Source organism: Streptomyces sp. NBC_00259 (assembly GCF_036181745.1).
GTDB classification, from domain to species: domain Bacteria; phylum Actinomycetota; class Actinomycetes; order Streptomycetales; family Streptomycetaceae; genus Streptomyces; species Streptomyces pratisoli.
The window spans coordinates 39064-57133 of sequence record NZ_CP108080.1 but is presented as its reverse complement, the minus strand read 5'-3'; the positions used below and the strand labels follow the sequence as shown (position 1 = coordinate 57133).

Below are 18070 nucleotides of genomic sequence, written 5' to 3'. Positions count from 1 at the left end.
TGACGGGCTCGCGCGGATCGGCTCCCGGCAGCACGATGGCTATGACCGCTGGGGGAGTTGAGGATCTTTGGTGGGCATGGTCACTGTTCTTGGGCGGGATTGGACTGGCGTTGGCGCTCCGGTTCGGTGCTGGAGCCGGTGAGGGTCCAGCTCGCGAGGAGGTCCAGAGCTCTTCTTGATGCCGATCCTGCCTCGGTGGTGTAGACGAACAGCGTTGTGTCGGGGTCCCCGGGCAGGGCAAGGGTTTCGTATTCGACGGTCAGTTCGCCGACCAAGGGGTGGCGGAGGCGTTTGGAGCCGTGAGTGCGCTGGTGGACGCGGTGCTGCTCCCACCACTGGTCGAATTCGCGGCTGTGTTCACGCAGTTCTTCGACGAGGGCGGTCGTGGCCTGGTCGTCGGGGTCGCGGCCGACGTCGAGTCGCAGGCTCTCGACCGCGGCCCGCGCTTGCTCTTCCCAGTCGACGAACAGGGAGCGGGCGTCGTCGTCGAGGAACATCCAGCGTGCGTAGTTGCGGTGCGGTGGGGCCAGCTGTTCGAAGTCGGTGAACAGCGCCTTGGCCATCCGGTTGGCGGCGAGGATGTCGGTGCGGCGTCCCAGGACGAGGGCGGGTTCGCCGTCGAGGGCGTCGAGGAGCTGATACAGGCCGGGGCGGACACGCTGGACGCCGCGGGGGCGTCGTCGGGCCGGCGCTGCGGTCACTCCGATGAGGTCCCGTAGGTGTGTGCGTCCCGCGGCGTCGAGTCCGAGGGCGTGGCCGAGGGCTTCGACAACGGCGGGTGAGGGGGTGATGCGCCTGCCTTGTTCGAGGCGGGTGTAGTAGTCGGTCGACACTCCGGCCAGGAGGGCCACTTCCTCGCGGCGCAGGCCCGGCACCCGGCGGACGCGGCCGTCCGGGGGGAGGCCGGCGCGCAAAGGGTCGCTCTGGCTGCGGGCTCGTCTGAGGAAATCAGCCAGTTCACGGTTGGTCTCAGCCACACGAACCAGTGTCGTTGATGCCGGGCGTTCCTGACTGGCCCTGCGAGTCCTAGGTTGCCCTGTCCCTGTTCGCGCAGGGCGCGATATGCGCACCCACGGCGGGCTGTGGTGAATCACGCTGGATGCATGCCGGCCCGGAGGACTGCTCGGGAAGGCATCCGTACTAGTGAAGGACGATCATGGCTTTTCCGACTGACCGATCTGCGATCTGGTTCGTGACTGGTACCTCTCGTGGTCTGGGGCTGGACCTGGTCCGGCAGCTGCTGGAGCGTGGGGACAGTGTCGCGGCGACGACGCGTTCGTCCGAGCGGCTGCTCGGGGCGCTCGGTGAGGGTGTGGACACGTCGCGTCTTCTGCCGCTGACGGTGGATCTGCGTGATGAGGCGCAGGTGAAGCAGGCGGTGGTGAAGACCACCGAGCGGTTCGGTGGTCTGGACGTGGTGGTGAACAACGCGGGCTACGGGTTCCTGGCCGCGGTGGAGGAGACCACCGACCGTGATGTGCGTGACATGCTGGATGTGCAGGTCGCCGGGGTGTGGAACGTGCTGCGTGCCACGCTGCCGATCCTGCGTGAGCAGCGCGGCGGGCATGTGGTGAACGTGTCGTCGGTCCTGGGGCTGGTCTCCGTTCCGGGCTGGGCGCTGTACTGCGCGGGCAAGTACGCGCTGGAGGGCCTGAGCGAGGCCCTGGCCGCGGAGGTGGCGGACTTCGGGATCAACGTGACCATCGTGGAGCCCGGCTACTTCCGCACGGACTTCCTCACCCAGGACTCCCTGGCGCTGCCGGCCGCCACCACGGACCACTACCCGGGCATCCGCGAGATGGTCGACAACCACCTCAACCTCCAGGGCAGCCAGCTCGGCGACCCGGTCAAGGGTGCTGCGGCGATCATCGACCGGGTCGTGGCCGGTGAGGGCCCGCTGCGTCAGGTCCTCGGCTCGGACTCCCACGCTTACGCCACCTCCAAGGTGCAGGCCCTGCAGGCGAACCTGGACGCCACCGCGCAGTCCGCGCCCGCCACCGACTTCCCCGCCACCGCCTGACCACCCACACAACACGGAGGAACTGCTCATGAGCAAGATCCTGATCGTCATGTCGGCCGCCGATGTCTGGGTGCGTACCGATGGTTCGCGCTACCCGACGGGCTACTGGGCCGAGGAGCTGGCCGCTCCGCACGAGAAGTTCGTCGAGGCCGGCTACACGGTCGATTTCGCCTCCCCGGGAGGTGTGCTGCAGCCGCTCGACCAGCACAGCGCCGACCCGGCGATCGCCGGTGAGGACTGCGCGCACTACGTGGCGCACGCCGAGAAGGCGCTGCGGGACTTCGGTCCGCTGCTCAAGCTCGACGAGGTCGACATCGACGACTACGTCGCGATCGTCCTGCCCGGCGGCCACGGCCCGGTCGTGGACCTCTTCGAAGACTCCGACCTCGGCCGTCTCCTCATCGAGGCGGACAAGGCTGGAAAGCTCATCGGAGCCGTCTGCCACGGCCCGGCCGCGCTGCTCAGCGCCGTGGACGAGGACGGCAGGTGGATCTTCGCCGGTCGTGAGATGGCCGCGTTCACCGACGAGGAGGAGCAGCTGTTCGGGACCGCCGAAGGCGCGCCCTGGCTGCTCGCCAGCCGACTGCGGGAACTGGGCGCGGCCCACTCCGGTGGCCCGGCCTACCAGCAGTACAACGTGCAGGACGGCAACCTCTTCACCGGCCAGAACCCCGCCTCCAGCGCCCGCATGGCCGAAGACATGATCACCGCACTCGCCTAAAAGCCATCACAGCAGTACTCGTCAGTGCGGTGGCGCGTACTGCTCCCCCTGGGCCGGCCCGCTGCAGGTGCCGCTTCTTTCATCCCTGACAGAGAAGAGAAGCGGCGCCGCAGCGGGCCCCGCCTGTCTCCCCTGCCATGATCAACCACAAGGAAAGAGTCCGTGGACATGACCACGTCCAAGTACGACGGCATAGGCCAGGTGGAGAAGGGGGTGCTCATCGGCGGCCAGTGGCGGCTGGCTGCCGGGGGCACAACATTCCCGGTGGAGAACCCCGCCACCGGCGAGATGTTGTGCGAGGTGTCCGACGCTGTCCCGGAGGACGCGCTCGCAGCCCTCGACGCCGCCAGCGCCGCACAGGCCCAGTGGGCGGCAGTTCCTCCGCGTCACCGGGGCGAGATTCTGCGTCGCGCACATGATCTGCTGATCGAGCGCATGGAAGAGTTCGCGCTGCTCATCACCCTGGAGATGGGCAAGTCGCTGGCCGAGTCACGGTCAGAGGTCTTGTACGGTGCGAACTACCTACGCTGGTTCGGTGAGGAAGCCGTCCGTATCGACGGTAGCTGGAAGGTCAGCGAGGATGGCACAGCCCGCGTCCTGGTTACCCGCCAGCCGGTGGGCCCCTGCCTGCTGATCACCCCGTGGAACGCCCCGTTGGCGATGCCGGCCCGCAAGATCGGACCGGCCGTGGCAGCCGGCTGCACCATGATCGTCAAGCCTGCGGCACAGACACCGCTCACGACAGCTGCGCTAGCCGGTGTACTCACCGAGGCCGGCTTGCCCGACGGCGTCCTCAACATCATCCCCACCAGTCAGGCCGCTGCGGTCACCGAACCCCTTCTGCGGGACCACAGGCTGCGCAAGCTGTCCTTCACCGGCTCCACCCCTGTCGGCCGCCTCCTGCTTTCACAAGCGGCCGGCACCGTACTGCGGACCTCGATGGAACTCGGGGGCAACGCCCCGTTCATCGTCTGCGAGGACGCAGACCTCGACGCCGCAGTCGACGGCGCGATGACCGCCAAGCTCCGCAACATCGGCGAGGCATGTATCGCCGCCAACCGCTTCCACGTCCACGCCGACGTCGTCGAGGAGTTCACCCGGAAGCTGGTCGAACGAATGGGCACGCTCGCCCTCGGGGCGGGAACAGACCCCGCCGCCGACCTCGGACCGTTGATCGACGAAATCCAGCGCCGCCGCGTCGCCGACCTCGTCGACGAAACGGTCGCCGCCGGCGCCCGCGTACAGGCAGGCGCTCTCGTACCGGAGGGTCCGGGCTACTTCTACCCCCCGACCGTTCTCACCGACATCCCCGCCGGCGCGCGGATCACCCGCGAGGAGATCTTCGGCCCGGTCGCCGCGATCCAGACGTTCACCACGGAGGAAGAAGCTCTCAGCGCGGCCAACGACACCGAATTCGGCCTGGTCAGCTACCTCTACACACAAGACCTGAACCGGGCCCTACGCATGAGCGAGCGGCTCGAAACCGGCATGGTAGGTCTCAACCGCGGCTACGTGTCCGACCCCAGCGCCCCGTTCGGTGGCATGAAGCAGTCCGGTGTCGGTCGTGAAGGCGGAAACACCGGGATCGACGAGTATCTGGAACAGAAGTACATCGCCATCAACATGGCACCTCCCTCGGAGCGAACCTCGCCCGGCCAGCAGCAGGCATTGGAGAACGCCGGATGAGCAGCACCGTCTTCGACTCCATGCTGTTCCGGGACATGTTCGGAACATCCGAGATGCGTGGCGTCTTCAGCGATGAGACGTACGTAGAGACGGTTGTCCGTGTCGAAGTAGCACTGGCGCAGGCACAGGCCCGCGTCGGCATCATTCCGCAGGCTGCTGCGGATACCATCGCCACGCTCTGCGACCCTGCGCAGCTCGACCGTGAGCAGCTGCGTCACGACACCGACAACGTCGGATACCCGATCCTTCCAATCGTCACCCAACTCGCCGCGCAGTGCGGCGACGCTGGCGGGTACCTGCACTGGGGTGCCACTACCCAAGACATCATGGACACGGCGACCGTACTGCAGTGTGCCCAGGGCCTGAAACTGATCGCCGACACCCTCGACCGTCTCCGGGACGAACTGCGGCAACTGGCCTCCGCACACATCGACACAGTCACCGCCGGCCGCACTCACCTCCAGCACGCCCTGCCCGTCACCTTCGGATACCGCGTCGCCGTATGGCTCTCGGCACTGGATCGGCACGCCGAGCGGCTCACCGAGGTGCGACGACGCGACCTGATGGTCCAATTCGGAGGAGCTGTCGGCACCTTGGCCTCTCTCGGATCCGGATCCGAAGCTCTGCACGTACGCGCAGAGCTCGCCGCGGAACTCGGCCTGCGGGACCCCGAGATCACCTGGCACGTCGCGCGGGACGGGCTCACCGAAATCGTGGGACTCCTCGCTGCGATCGGCGCGTCCGTCGGGAAGATCGGCATGGACGTCGCCATGATGTGCTCGACCGAGTTCGGAGAACTGGCCGAGCCATACGTCAAGGGACGCGGCGCGAGCTCCACCATGCCGCAGAAGCGCAACCCCATCTCCAGCGAACTCATGATCGCTGCCGCGAAACTTCTGCGGGATAAATCCTCCGCGATGCTGGATGCGGCAATGCAGGACTTCGAACGCGCCACCGGCCCCTGGCACATCGAATGGGCCGTCATCCCTGAAGCCTTCCTCCTGCTGTCCTCCTCCCTCGCTCAGGCAACCCACGCAGTGGGGAACCTGCACATCGACACCGTCCGAATGCGCGGGAATCTCGGCCTCACCGGAGGGCTCATCCTCGCCGAGGCAGTCATGATGGCCCTCGCACCTGACCTCGGCCGTCAACGCGCCCACCACATTGTCTACGACGCATGTGCCCGGGCCGCGGAAAGCGGAGCTGACCTGGCCGATGAGTTGCTCAGGACTCCGGACATCGTCGCGAGACTCGGCGAACACCGAATCCGGCAGCTGAGTGACCCTTCCGCCTACCTCGGCAGTGCCCAGGCCATGACCAACTCCGTCATTCACCGACGCGCAAGCAACTGATCAACCCGCACGAGTGCGGCGGAGAGACGATCGCCGTACTCGTGCCCTCAGAGGCGGTGATACCGCAAGTTCGGCTAGGGCCAGCCCGGCCACATGGGGAACCAGTTGTGGCGCGAGAAACGGTCCATGGCTTCCGCCTCGACCCGACTTCGGTAACAGGACCATCCAGCTCCGGGACTGCGACACAGCCCGATCTTGATTGAGATGCTCCACGATCAGCCTGCACGACTTCGCAACCTCGATCGCTTCGCTTGGCCGGGCCGCACAAGCGCGGGTAGCCGGCTCGTCGACACCCGCTTGCGCCGCGACATCGTTGCCGTGCCGCGCACGCGGCCATTCCGGCGACAGCGTCAGCTACGCGTTCTACCGGTCAACGACGCGAGGGACGCGTTGGGCAACGAGACAGCTGGAGTCGATCACCGTCCGGGACCAGTCCAGTTGCTTCGCTGCCCGCAGCTTCGTCAGAAGAACAGCGTGCAGCCGATCCCACACGCCGGCCTCGTTCCACGCGGCAAGCGCCGCCAGCACGTCATGCCGGAGCCGAAGCCCAGCTCCTGGGGCAGGTACTCCCACTGGATGACGGTGTGCAGCACGAACGAGATCCCGCACAAAGCCTGCCGGTCGGGCACCCGTGGCCGTCCCGCAACCAGCTTCGGCCGCGGCTCCGGAAGTAACCGCCCGATCAACGAGCACAGTTCATCCGAAACGATCCACGGACGAGACTTCCTCTTCCCCACGAGCAGACCAATGAGCATCCAAGCCGACAGTTCCAGCGGTGCCGCCCGTGCACTGGCCCACAGCACGTGCGCTTCTCGCGCGTCCGCCGTCAAAACCGTTCAGCTCACCGACGGGTCGCCCGCACGATCGGCTTCGCCAGTCCGCCAACACACCTGGCCCGCTTGCCTACCTCAGGTTGGGTTTGTGGTGGGTGTGGGTGTGGGGGTGGTGGGGGCTTGGGGGGCGGTCCAGCTGCTGAGGAGTTGGAGTGCTTCGGTGGTGGTGGTTTCGGGTTGGGGGTTGTAGACGCAGAGGGTCTGGTCGGTGTCGCCGGGTGCTTGGAGGCATTCGTAGGCGAAGTGGAGGTCGCCGACTACGGGGTGGTGGTAGTGCTTGGTGCCGTGGGTGCGGCGCAGGACGCGGTGGTCGTTCCACCAGGTGCTGAATTCGGGGGAGCGCAGGGTGAGTTCGCCGACGAGGTCGGAGAGCCTTCGGTCGTGTGGGTGGCGGCCGGCTTCGAGGCGGAGCATGGCGACGGTTTCGGCGGCGATCTGTTCCCAGTCTCCGACGCGGTCTCGTGCGTCGGGGTCCAGGAGGTAGAAGCGGGCGAGGTTGCGTTGGGTGGCGGGGAGGGCGTCGAAGTCGGTGAGGACTTCGCAGGCCAGACGGTTGGCGGCGAGGATGTCGGTGCGTCGGCCGATGATGAAGGCGGGGACGTGTTCCAGGGTTTGGAGCAGGAGGTACAGGCCTGGGCGAACGCGTTGTGGGCCGGTCGGGGTGCGGCGGGTGGGTGTGGGGCGTGCGAGCAGGTCGGCGAAGTGTTCGCGTTCGGCGGCGTCGAGTCGCAGGGCGCGTGCAAGCGCTTCGACGACCTCGGGGGAGGGGGTTCCGGCGCGGCCCTGTTCGAGGCGGGTGTAGTACTCGGTGCTCATCCCGGCCAGGCGGGCGACTTCGTCGCGGCGTAGTCCGGGCACCCGGCGGGTGCGGCCGTCGTTCCCGAGCCCTGCCTGGTCGGGTGAGATCCGGGCACGGCGGGAACGCAGGAAGTCGGCGATCTCGCTACTACGGTCCATGCGTCCAGTGTGAAGCAGCGCCGGATGCTGTGACGGGCGCTGGGTGGTACTGCCAGTACCTGCCTTCCCAGAACCTGCCTCACCCGGGCCTGCTCAAGCCCAGAAAACGCAGTTCAGAGATGGTGCTCTGGATGTGCGACCAGTGACTGACGGCCGCGCTTCGATACCCGACCTACCCCAAGGCAGATGCGTGCCTACACGGCGCAGCCGAAGGGGAATGCTGTGAGGATCGTTATGTACGACACGCTGCATAAAGCGGAACGGAAATACTTCTCTCATCAGTTTGAGTCAGTACGGCACGCACGGGATTTCGCTTCCGAAACTCTGAGGGCCTGGGACAGGCTCGACATCGCGGAAGACATTCGGCTCTGCCTGTCAGAATTGGCAAGCAACGCACTGACTCATGCGGACGGGCCTGGTCGTGGATTCATGGTCAGGTTGGCGGCAGACCCCGCGGGAATTCGTTTGGAGGTCCATGACGCTGGCGCAGGCCAGCCTAACACTAGCCGCCCGAACGATGAGGCGACTTCAGGTCGGGGACTTATGATCGTGGAAGAATTGGCCGATGACTGGGGGATAGAAAAACGAAAGCCGTTCGGCAAGATTGTTTGGTCCTATTTCAAATCGGTTACCCAAGGGGTATCGGTAGCGGCAGCGTGAGCATTGAGGATGTCACATTCGACAATCGACCCCATTCTCGTGGCGGGACGCCATGACCGGTGATGCCCGGCGGCCAATCTTTCGGCCATGGCAAATGACGCCGAGGTGAAAATTGCCCGGAATTCATGGCAGGGTCGCGGGGCGATGGGTGTGCGCGACGCGAGCAGAGCCCAGCCGTCGAGGCGGTGCCCGCCGCTCAACGTAAGGAAGAGCGTCGAAAAGAAGCACGTGCATGAGCATGTGCGATCGGGAAAGGGAGAATGGTGTCGTCGTTTGGTCTCCCAATGGAGAGGCATCGCGCAGCCAGTGCTCTTGCCGCTGAGCTGCTGGCACGAACAGCCGAGGTCGGCCCCAATGTGTCGCAATGGCCTGGACTGACGACCTATCGCTTCACCCTGCCCCAGAATTCACAGTGGTCCGAATCCCAGTCGCTGGCTCTGTATTGCGTGCTTCAGGGGCGAAAGCGAGTGATTGCCAATGGTGACGAGTATCAATTCAATGCGTTGAGCTATTCGCTTATCGCTCGCGGGCTGCGCTTCGAGTCGGATATCGTCGAAGCGAGCGTTGAGAATCCCTACCTCTCTTTCGTGCTGCAGATCGATCCGGCTATCGTGCGAGCAGTCTCATCTAGAATATCCGATCAGCACATGGCGAAGATCAAGGGGGAATGTAAACAGCCTTCGTCGCAGGCGGTACATGTATCGCAGGTGGATGACAATACCCTTTCTGCCTTTCTGCACTTTCCGATCACTCTCCGCGGAAATGGACCGTCGTGTGCTTGCTCCTATTCACCTGCAAGAGATCATTTACCGGTTGATTCAAGCCGAGCAGGGGGCATGCATGCTCCATGCAGCATCGGTCGAACGTGACGGACAACCCATTTCGGAGGCAATCCAGTATATCCGTGAACGAATATCGGAGCCGTTGACCGTTGCGGACATTGCGAATAGGGCAGGTATGAGTCCATCCACTCTAACGAATCTCTTTGGTGAAGCAACAGGGATGGGGCCCTATCAGTTTGTGAAGCGGACGCGGCTGAACCGGGCAAGTTCTTTGCTGTTGCAGGGGGACATGAACGTCAGCGAGGTTGCTAGACAAGTGGGCTATACGAGCCTGTCGCACTTCATTAACGAGTTCAAACGTCAATACGGAATCACACCTCGAGCCTATGCCCAGGCTCGGCGTCACACGGTGGCAATGTGGGTCGATAGAGCCACCAGCAGAGTGGATGTCGGCGCCTGAAGTCGGAACGCCAATCGCATTCTCACGCCAATCGGGGGTCGTGAGCGGAACTGGCCTGAGTGCTGGTCGACACCAGGGGGTAATGTGCCGACGAAGAACGGTGGATCGCCTGGGCGCGACGGTCGCCCGCCGCGGGGTATTACTTGACTCAGGCCCCGACCCTCTGAACCCAAGGGCATACCTGCGGCTATACGAGCATCGTCCAAGGAGAATGCCGATCTGTTGCTCGTGCGGCCAACGGTGTACAGACACCCGGCGAGACCACGACCGCAACAGCAACCGAGACCAAAAGGCAAGGGCTAACCAGGTACTGGCAGGGCCTGTAACCAGCCCAACGGGGGGTCTACAAGGTGATCTACTGGTGAGACCCGTCCTGGCCGGAGAATGGACACGCCCGGCTAGGACGAGGCCGGGCCGAATGAAACGCCCGCCTCCTGGTCGTCCCTCGAACCAGGGGGCGGGTCTCCCTTTACACGGCGCGGTGATAGAAACGCCGGCGAGCAAAATCCGTCGCCACGTATCAAACCATCGCACCAACGAGATCACCTGAATCCGTGGGCGAGGACCGCTGAGGGCCACGGTAATCGCTGCCTGTGAGTGGGCGATCCCGTCGCTACAGGCCTCGGCGCTGAAGCGGTCGTGGCCCTGGCTGTTGTCCCGGTCGGTGTCGTGCACGACACCGACCGGGACAACTAGGACGAGGCGCCCGTCGTGACCGTGTCTGGCATGAGGTCGAGTGGGGGTCCATCCGATCCCACAGGTCGGCCCGCACGCGTGTGGTCTCGAGGGTGATGAGCGCTCGCGTCGGCCAACTGTCGGGCTCGAAGCGTCTCAGCACCGCCTTTACCGTCGGCCCGAATTGTAACCTGCTGCTCCTGGTTCCGCATGACGCCTTCAATCGGTGGGTTCCCAACCGCTATTGCCATTGAGGTGACAGTCGAAAAGGGAAGAGCTAACCTGACCCGAGGACCAATTCCTAATCACATTTCGCATTGTTCGCAGTCTGCGCTTGGGAAGGCGTTCGATGAAGCTGGTGACGTTCGTGGGCGGAGAGCGTGCATCTGCATCGGTCGGGTGCGTCGGGGACGATGATGTGACCGTGCACGACCTAAGCGGTGTGGTCGGGCAGCGCACGCTGCTCGATGTCATCGACGAGTGGGAGCACCTCGAACCAGCGATCGCCGCAGCCTCCGACCTGCCTGTGGTGACCGCGCCACGGCTGCTCGCGCCGATCACGCGGCCCCGTCGCAATCTGTTCGCGGTCGGCAAGAACTATCGCGAACATGTCCGGGAATTTGGTCGATCCGGCTACGACAGCCCTGACCGGTCCGAAGACCTCCCGATCGCACCGGTCGTCTTCTCAAAGGCCACCACAGCGGTGATCGGGCCTTACGACGACATCGATGCCCACTCCGAGGTCACTTCCGAGCTGGATTACGAAGCCGAGCTCGCCGTAATCGTCGGCCGTGGCGGCAAGGCGATCCCTCGTGAGCGAGCCTTTGAGCACGTATGGGGCTACACGATCGTCAACGACGTCACCGCCCGGGACCTGCAGCGGGACCACAAGCAGTGGCTGCTCGGAAAGTCCCTGGATACGTTCGCGCCGATGGGACCGTGGGCGGTCACCGCCGATCAGGTTGGCGACCCTGCGAAGCTGGTGGTCTCCAGCACCGTGAACGAGGAGCCTCGTCAGCACGCTGCGATTGCCGACCTGATCTTTGACATCCCGGAACTGATCAGAGTGATCTCTGCGGGAATCACTTTGTTGCCCGGCGACATCATTGCCACCGGCACCCCCGCCGGCGTCGGCATCGGCTTCCACCCGCCGCGGTTCCTTGTCCCGGGTGATGTTGTTGAGTGTGCTGTCACCGGTCTGGGCACTCTCCGCAACACTGTTAGGCGGACAGCGTCGTAGTGCCGGGGCGGCCACTATGGTCCTTGCGTTCCTCAGGAAGAGATCCACGCCCCCTGGGGCCGTGTCTTCATGCCTACGCCGCTGCTCCACTGCCCCCGGTCCGATTCGGCTCGGCCGCCGCCTCGTCCCGCTCGCTGACGGGCCACCGGCCGTCGCTGCGTACGTACAGTTCCTGGTGCCCAGCGTCGCCACGCCAACGGCACACTCGCCGCTGCGACACCAGGCATCGCCCAACTGCTTTCAAGCGGACCCGGAAGCCAAGCCATGGCCTCTTCCTTGCTGCGATCGCCCTGTTCGTTCCTGTGTGCCCATCGGGAATCCGCGGCACCCGCTCAGCGACGGTGAGATCCCACCCTTGCACCCCGTCGCTCCGTAACCACACCTCCGGGGGCCTCAATGCTGATCGGCAACATTGATATTCACCCCATCGCCGACGGGACCTTTCGGGCCTCGCCTGCCTACTTCGGAGCCCACGCCCGTCTTGAGGGCCACGAGGACCTCTTCTCCCGCCATGGGTTGGCCTGGCTGCCCATCGGCTGCTTCCTCGTACGCACTGGGGACCGAACCATCCTTGTCGACGCCGGTATGGGACCGGAGATGCGCGACGACGGGGCACGCCGATTCCTTGTCGGCGGCCAACTTCTGCTCGGACTCCGCGCAGTCGGTATCACGCCGCCGGACGTTTCCGACGTTGTATGCACCCATCTGCACGCCGACCATTGCGGCTGGCTCTTCGACCATGACGCCCTTCCGGTCTTCGCGCACGCCACCATCTGGTTCGGCGCCCATGACTGGGACCACTTCGTCGCAGACCCCGAGGTGTGGATGTTTGACCATATCCGACAGGGGTTCCGCACTGCCTCCGACCGTGGCGCTGATCTCCGACCTGTCAGCAGCGACACCACCATCGCGCCTGGCATCACTCTCACCATGACACCGGGACACACTCCTGGACATCTCTGCGTAATCGTGTCCGCCGGGAGCCACCGGGCACTGCTCCTCGGCGACGCGGTCATCTGCCCAGTGCAGCTCGATGAACCCGCCTGGCAAGCGATCGGAGACGTCGATCCTGAACTCGCGCAACGAGTCCGTGAACGACTGTTCCGCGAACTTGAGGACGGCAGGACCCTTGGTGCAGGCGCTCACTTCCCTGAACTCCAGTTCGGACGCGTTCTTGCAGGACAAGCCCGACGCTGGTTCACATAACCCGTGAGACTGAGAGGCCCTAGTCTTCTGAGTCGGGAATTCTGTTCAGATATGAGGCAAGGCGTTCGAGGATCTCGTCGGCTGTCTTGGTCCAGACGTAGGGCTTCGGGTCGGTGTTCCAGGCTGCGATCCAGTTGCGGATGTCCTTCTCCAGGGCTTGGACGGATCTGTGGACGCCTCGCCGTATCTGCTTGTTGGTGAGTTCGGCGAACCATCGCTCGACGAGGTTGAGCCAGGATGAGCCCGTCGGTGTGAAGTGCAGGTGGAACCGGGGATGGGCCAGCAGCCACTTCTTGATGGCGGGTGTCTTGTGGGTGGCGTAGTTGTCGCAGATCAGGTGGACATCCAGGCCGGCGGGCACTTCCTTGTCGAGCTTGACCAGGAACTTCTTGAACTCCTCGGCGCGGTGTCGGCGGTGCAGCGAGCCGATGACTTTGCCGGTGGCGACCTCCAGGGCCGCGAACAGTGTGGTGGTCCCGGAGCGGACGTAGTCGTGGGTCGCCCGCTCGGGAACCCCGGGCATCATCGGCAGCACGGGCTGGGACCTGTCCAGGGCCTGGATCTGCGATTTCTCATCCACGCAGAACACCAACGCCCGCTCGGGCGGGTCCAGGTAAAGCCCCACGACGTCGTGGACCTTGTCGACGAAGTACGGATCGGTTGACAGTTTGAAGGTCTCCGACCGATGCGGCTGCAGTCCGAACGCCCGCCAGATCCGTGACACCGACGACTGCGACAGGCCACCCTCGGCACACGCCAGGATGATCCGACACCGCAAGGCCCACGCCTGCGGCGTGGAACGACGCCGCACCCACCCCTCGAGTGCAGCCCGCTCCTCATCCGACAGTCTCAACTCGGCCTTCGGCCGCCCCGTCCGCGCCATGAGGCAAGCCTACATATCTGAACAGAACTCCTGACTCAGCAGACTAGCAGAGGCGTTGAAGGTAGCGGTATGTGACGAAGCAGGTGCCGACTTGCTCAGTAGGGGCAGCAGTTGAGACATCGTCGCGATGGCCGCCTGTCCGCAACAGCGAGCGGATGTCCTGGCCCCCGGTGAGCACGTCGCGTTTGCGGCCCAGTCGCACGAAGTTGAGTGGGCAGGGCTCACTTCCGAGCCCGAGTTACTCGCTCCGCTGATACAGCGGGCCGCCACGGGCCGGCCGCGGGTGGCGGACCGGCAGGTCATCAACGGGATGGTCTACAAGATCCGGACCGGGATCTCCTGGCGTGACCTGCCGGAACACTATGGCCCCGTGGAAGACGGTTTCTATACCCGCTTCCGCCGCTACGCCCTGGACGGTGTGTTCACCGGCTTTGCAGCAGATCCAGAGATCGACTCCACCATCGTCCGCGCTCACCAGCGCGCCGCTGCCACCGGCCGAAGAGGGGGATACACCGGTGTCCAGAACGAACAGGATCCCGCTCAGGGCATTCCGATCCGGCACCCGCGGACGACTTGCGCGGCGCTTCCCATCGGTACACAGAGGGGGAAACCGACAGTCGCATGATCGGCGAACGCAGCGGCTGCCAACAGGCTTCGTCGCCTCGAAGGCTTATTCCAGCTGACAGACCTGAATGCATGGCTGCACGCCGCACATCAGCGACTTGCCCTGGGCTATAGCCGATGACTGAACCAGTCGAGCCCTTGCCCACAAGCGAGCGTATGGCGAACCAGCCCGGCCAGTCCGTAGCCCGTGTGGAGGGCCATCCGCCGACGGGATGGCACGCTCAAGTATTGGAAACCCACACATGAATGACGGATTCCGTTGCCGGGCATCACCTCCGACCGATGCAACGCCTACGGTAGGCGTACGAGCCCCCGCCTCTGCCCTGCTCGACGGGCCGGTGACCTCCCCGGACCTCAACTCGATCCAGCGCGGCGGGAGGCTTCTCCGCGAGGGCGAGGCGCGCAGTGTGGCCGCCCGTCAGCGCATAAGCCCATCCCCGCACGGCGTTACCGCCCTGCTGACACGAGAGGCAACCCGCATGTTCGGCAAACTCGGAGCACCGGAAATCCTGCTCATCCTCGTCGTTGTTGTCTTGATCTTCGGCGCCAAGCGTCTCCCCGACATGGCCCGTTCACTCGGCCAGTCCATGCGCATCCTCAAGAGCGAAACCAAGGCGATGCGCGACCCAGATGACGGGACCACGACCGCAGCATCCTCCACCGCGCAGGCAGGTGCCGCCCCCCAGGCATCCGCGCCGCGCCACCTTGCAGCCGCCCCCAAGCCACACGAGGCCGAAGCGGAAATCCACCCCCAGGACGTCTCGAGCACGCGCTGACATTAGGTGCCCCCTGCGAGGAAAGAACTGAGGTTTGCTCGTGCTCTCAGCCGCATCACAGGCTCCCCAGGGTTACATGACCCTTGGGGAGCACCTTCGCGAACTACGCAGCCGCCTGATGAAAGCAATCGGTGCGGTCTTTGTGACGACGCTCGTCGCCGGAATGTTCTACAAGCAGCTGATCGAACTCGTCATCGCCCCGCTGCCTGGTTGCTCCACCCTGGCCGGCGGCAGCACGGCGAACGCCGGACGATGCGGCATCATCGCCACCAACGGCCTCCTCTCACCTTTCACTCTCGCCTTGAAGGTGTCACTGACCGCCGGTCTTATAGGTGCGAGCCCTATCTGGCTTTATCAGCTTTGGAGGTATCTCGCACCGGGCCTGCACCGTAATGAGAAGAAGTACACCCTCGCCTTCCTCGTCGCAGGCATCCCCTTGTTTTTCGTCGGAGCCGGCCTCGCCTACACCATCCTGCCCACCACGGCACAGGTGCTGATCTCCTTCACCCCGAACCAGGCAACCAACATCCTGCCCATCGACGACTTCCTCGACCTGGCCACCCGCATGGTCGTCGTCTTCGGGCTGTCCTTCGAACTTCCTCTCGTCCTGGTCATGCTCAACCTGGCCGGCGTCGTCAGCGCCGCCCGCATGGCGGGCTGGTGGCAGCATATGGTCATCGGCATCACCGTCTTTTCTGCCATCGCCACGCCCAGCAGCGACCCGCTAAGCATGGTGGCACTTGCCGGCCCCATCGTCGTCCTCTATCTGACTGCCTGCGCCGTCGCCTGGGTCAACGACCGCCGCCGCGCCCGCAAGGAGGCGGCGAACCTCAGCCCCGACGAGCCTTCACCGCTTCCCACCCTCCACGAATCAGGCCACGGCAGTTGAGCCTGACCAACCCGTGACTCTGCACCCGCCCAGGAGGCACAATGTTCTTCGGTATGGGCCTGCTCGAGGTACTCGCCGTACTCATAATCGCGATTGTCGTTCTCGGGCCGGAAAAACTCCCCAAGGCCGTCTCGGAATTGTCAGGACTCATCCGCAAGATCCGATCGTTCTCCAGCAACGCCCAAGCCGACATACGCAGAGAACTCGGCCCGGAATTCACTGATCTGCACCTTCGCGACCTTCACCCAAAGGCACTGGTTGAACAGGCCCTTCTCAAGGCCGATGAAGAGTCTGATCTGCGAGAGATCGCTACAGCCTTTGATTTCGAAGAGCCACTCAGTGATACCGAAAGTCGTCAGGGCCCATCGTTTGAGAAAACAGCCAAGCCCGAGCCTACTTTCACTCACGAGGCACAGACTCTGTCGGGCGCGGGTGACCAGCCACGCACCTAATCCGCCCGCGCTCTCGTGAGTGGCACGAATAATCCCAGGCAATGAGGTTCTCCCAGTCCTCTCCCGAGTGAAACGGTCACGGTCGGCCGGTGTGGCGCGAGGTTAAAGCCGTGCACATCTCTATTCAACCAGTTGAACCCAAGCTGCTTCGGTAAGTTGGTGACACGGCTAAGAGGTCGTTCTCTTTCCGAACCTCATGTGCGGTTTCTGCTGGCTCGGCGTGAGTTGGCGGCTGTCGCGGAAGTCTCGGTCTGTTGCTGGCCGAGATGTTGTGGGTGTGGCGGATGCCGTCGATGCGTCATTGACCAATGACGCTCTCGCTGGGTCGGTGCGTCGCTCGTAGTCACGGACCAGGCGCCGGCTGTGGAGATGGTGAGGTAGGAGCGACCGTCGGGCCTATTCGCCGGCCCATCCGGCTGTCTTGGAGTACGACTCGTAGCTGTAGCGGGTGCTGCGGTCCCATTCGTCGCCGGTGAGGTGCTTGTATGCGTTGTCGGGTACGTAGAGCAGGGCCTCGGCCCAGACGAGGTCGTTGGCGTATGGCATGAACCGCTCTGGGTCTCGAAGTACGCTCTCGTACTCGTCACGGCCAGCTGCGACGACCGCAGCCCGGGTGTAGAGAAACTGATCGCTCGACAGGTCATCGCTGTATTCCTTGCGGTCCAGCCTGTACAGGGCCCAGGAGAGCTGCTCGGCGAAGCCGACCACGTCAGATACAGGGCCGTTCGTCAGGCGGGCTATCAAGGCAGCGGCGAGCTCATCGCCCTCGGGGTCGGTGATGGAGGGTCTGCACGCCTCGATGAGCCGCCAGAAGGCGTTTTCGTTCATGTCGGAGAGCATGGCGGATGGGTGTGACAGCCGGGGCGTCAGTTGCTTGCCCTGGCTATTCGGCGGTAGCCGATGAGGGCTGCTGTAATGCCGACGAAGGCGAGAAAGTGTTCGGCCTTGCGTTCGTAGCGGCGTGGAGCCTTCGGCAGCCGGCCAGCCAGGACACGGTTCGCTCGACCACCCAGCGATGCCGGCCCAGCCGCTGTGAGCACTCGACGCCCTTGCGGGCGATGCGGTGGCGGATTCCGCGCTCGCACAGCCACCGGCGCAGGTGGTCGTAGTCGTAGCCTTTGTCAGCGTGCAGCTTGGCTGGCCGTCGGCGCCGGGGGCCCCGGCGGGACCGGATGGGCGGGATGCCCCGCACGAGCGGTTCCAAGCCCTGGCTGTCGTGCATGTTCGCGCCGGAGATGCCCAGGGACAGCGGTAGCCCGTTCCTGTCAGTGATCAGGTGGATCTTCGATCCCAACTTGCCGCGGTCGGTCGGATTCGGTCCGGTCAGTGGCCCCCCTTTTGCGGCCAGCTGACTGACGGAGTCGATCGCGTACCGCGACCAGTCCAGCTCGCCTCGCGCCCCGAGTTCGTCGAGGATCACGCGGTAAAGCCTCGCCCAGACCCGGTCCCGGCTCCACTGGGCGAACCTGCGGTAGACCGTCTGCCAGTTCGGGCCGAACACCGGCGGCAGTTGCCGCCACGTGCAGCCCGACGTCGCCACGAAGATGATCGCGGCCAGCGCCTCCCTATCATCTGCCCGACGTCGGCCACCGTCCTGCGGACGTATCACTTCCGTCGGCGGCACCACCCGCCGGAACACCACCCACAACTCGTCCGGCACCAGCCGCTCAACTCATGCGCGGCTCAACGAACGATCACGCCATAAGGAATGACGTCTAAGGCGATGTTCCCACACCCGACCGAACGCTCAACTCCCGCACCTCACACGACCAGCAGGGCTAATCCAGCTTATGTGTTAGCCGTTGTAGGGGCTCTTCTCATCGGACTGAGAGAGCTCAACTGGACGTGTAATTG

General features: G+C 64.5%; 18 protein-coding genes and 1 pseudogene. 13 read left to right on the top strand and 6 right to left on the bottom strand.

Going from position 1 to position 18070, the window contains the following annotated elements; translation table 11 throughout:
- Positions 1–80 precede the first annotated feature (80 nt).
- Positions 81–977 carry a helix-turn-helix transcriptional regulator gene (locus OG766_RS00275; protein ID WP_328724217.1) on the bottom strand — a complete coding sequence of 299 codons (897 nt, stop codon included), beginning with the start codon at positions 975–977 and terminating at the stop codon, positions 81–83.
- A 215-nt stretch (positions 978–1192) separates the two neighbouring features.
- Between OG766_RS00275 and OG766_RS00270 the strand changes: the two genes are divergently transcribed.
- The 4 genes from OG766_RS00270 (at position 1193) to OG766_RS00255 (ending at position 5779) form a co-directional block, all read left to right on the top strand.
- Entirely contained in the window at positions 1193–2020 is an 828-nt protein-coding gene (locus OG766_RS00270; RefSeq protein ID WP_328724216.1) for an SDR family oxidoreductase, read from the top strand.
- Positions 2021–2048: 28 nt separating this feature from the next.
- Positions 2049–2741, top strand: a complete 693-nt coding sequence (locus OG766_RS00265) for a type 1 glutamine amidotransferase domain-containing protein (protein WP_328724185.1) — start codon at positions 2049–2051, stop codon at positions 2739–2741.
- 168 nt (positions 2742–2909) lie between these two features.
- A complete protein-coding gene (locus OG766_RS00260) occupies positions 2910–4427 on the top strand; it encodes an NAD-dependent succinate-semialdehyde dehydrogenase (protein WP_328727405.1) in 1518 nt (505 codons plus the stop codon).
- Entirely contained in the window at positions 4424–5779 is a 1356-nt protein-coding gene (locus tag OG766_RS00255; protein WP_328724215.1) for a class-II fumarase/aspartase family protein, read from the top strand. Before OG766_RS00260 ends, OG766_RS00255 begins: the two co-directional genes overlap by 4 nt.
- A 408-nt stretch (positions 5780–6187) precedes the next feature.
- On the opposite strand, the pseudogene OG766_RS00250 reads toward OG766_RS00255, so the two are convergent.
- Positions 6188–6534, bottom strand: a pseudogene (locus OG766_RS00250) (transposase); the annotation flags it as partial.
- Positions 6535–6687: 153 nt separating this feature from the next.
- On the bottom strand, positions 6688–7569 hold the full coding sequence (locus tag OG766_RS00245; protein ID WP_328724203.1) for a helix-turn-helix transcriptional regulator: 882 nt from the start codon (positions 7567–7569) through the stop codon (positions 6688–6690).
- 234 nt (positions 7570–7803) lie between these two features.
- Here OG766_RS00245 and OG766_RS00240 point away from each other — a divergent pair, with 234 nt between their 5' ends.
- From OG766_RS00240 to OG766_RS36645, 5 genes are all read left to right on the top strand, one after another.
- Positions 7804–8229, top strand: a complete 426-nt coding sequence (locus OG766_RS00240) for an ATP-binding protein (RefSeq protein WP_328724214.1) — start codon at positions 7804–7806, stop codon at positions 8227–8229.
- A gap of 260 nt (positions 8230–8489) precedes the next feature.
- Entirely contained in the window at positions 8490–9098 is a 609-nt protein-coding gene (locus tag OG766_RS36650) for an AraC family transcriptional regulator (protein ID WP_443045433.1), read from the top strand.
- Positions 8992–9471 (top strand): helix-turn-helix domain-containing protein, encoded by a 480-nt coding sequence (locus OG766_RS00235; protein WP_328724213.1) that lies wholly within the window; start codon positions 8992–8994, stop codon positions 9469–9471. Before OG766_RS36650 ends, OG766_RS00235 begins: the two co-directional genes overlap by 107 nt.
- 1024 nt (positions 9472–10495) lie before the next feature.
- Entirely contained in the window at positions 10496–11386 is an 891-nt protein-coding gene (locus OG766_RS00230; protein WP_328724212.1) for a fumarylacetoacetate hydrolase family protein, read from the top strand.
- 396 nt (positions 11387–11782) lie between these two features.
- Positions 11783–12592, top strand: a complete 810-nt coding sequence (locus OG766_RS36645; RefSeq protein ID WP_423247226.1) for an MBL fold metallo-hydrolase — start codon at positions 11783–11785, stop codon at positions 12590–12592.
- Positions 12593–12611: 19 nt separating this feature from the next.
- Here the strand turns inward: OG766_RS36645 and OG766_RS00220 are convergent, their stop codons facing one another.
- Entirely contained in the window at positions 12612–13475 is an 864-nt protein-coding gene (locus OG766_RS00220) for an IS630 family transposase (protein WP_328724210.1), read from the bottom strand.
- A 127-nt stretch (positions 13476–13602) separates the two neighbouring features.
- Here OG766_RS00220 and OG766_RS00215 point away from each other — a divergent pair, with 127 nt between their 5' ends.
- From OG766_RS00215 to OG766_RS00200, 4 genes are all read left to right on the top strand, one after another.
- A complete protein-coding gene (locus tag OG766_RS00215; RefSeq protein ID WP_328724209.1) occupies positions 13603–14100 on the top strand; it encodes a transposase in 498 nt (165 codons plus the stop codon).
- Positions 14101–14578: 478 nt separating this feature from the next.
- Entirely contained in the window at positions 14579–14875 is a 297-nt protein-coding gene (tatA, locus tag OG766_RS00210; RefSeq protein ID WP_328724208.1) for a Sec-independent protein translocase subunit TatA, read from the top strand.
- Between the two features lie 76 nt (positions 14876–14951).
- Positions 14952–15764, top strand: coding sequence for a twin-arginine translocase subunit TatC (gene tatC / locus OG766_RS00205; RefSeq protein WP_328724207.1), 813 nt, complete (start codon positions 14952–14954; stop codon positions 15762–15764).
- Between the two features lie 41 nt (positions 15765–15805).
- Positions 15806–16216: a Sec-independent protein translocase TatB gene (locus OG766_RS00200; protein WP_328724206.1), complete on the top strand. Its 411-nt coding sequence runs from the start codon at positions 15806–15808 to the stop codon at positions 16214–16216.
- A 396-nt stretch (positions 16217–16612) separates the two neighbouring features.
- Here OG766_RS00200 and OG766_RS00195 read toward each other — a convergent pair whose 3' ends face one another.
- Together OG766_RS00195 and OG766_RS00190 are read right to left on the bottom strand one after the other, a co-directional pair.
- Positions 16613–17044, bottom strand: a complete 432-nt coding sequence (locus OG766_RS00195) for a DUF4240 domain-containing protein (protein ID WP_328724205.1) — start codon at positions 17042–17044, stop codon at positions 16613–16615.
- A gap of 38 nt (positions 17045–17082) precedes the next feature.
- Positions 17083–17879, bottom strand: a protein-coding gene (locus tag OG766_RS00190; protein WP_328727404.1) for an IS5 family transposase whose coding sequence is annotated in 2 segments (ribosomal slippage) — positions 17083–17177 and positions 17177–17879 — 798 coding nt in all. Because the reading frame shifts where the segments join, the coding sequence is not laid out codon by codon here.
- Positions 17880–18070 lie beyond the last annotated feature (191 nt).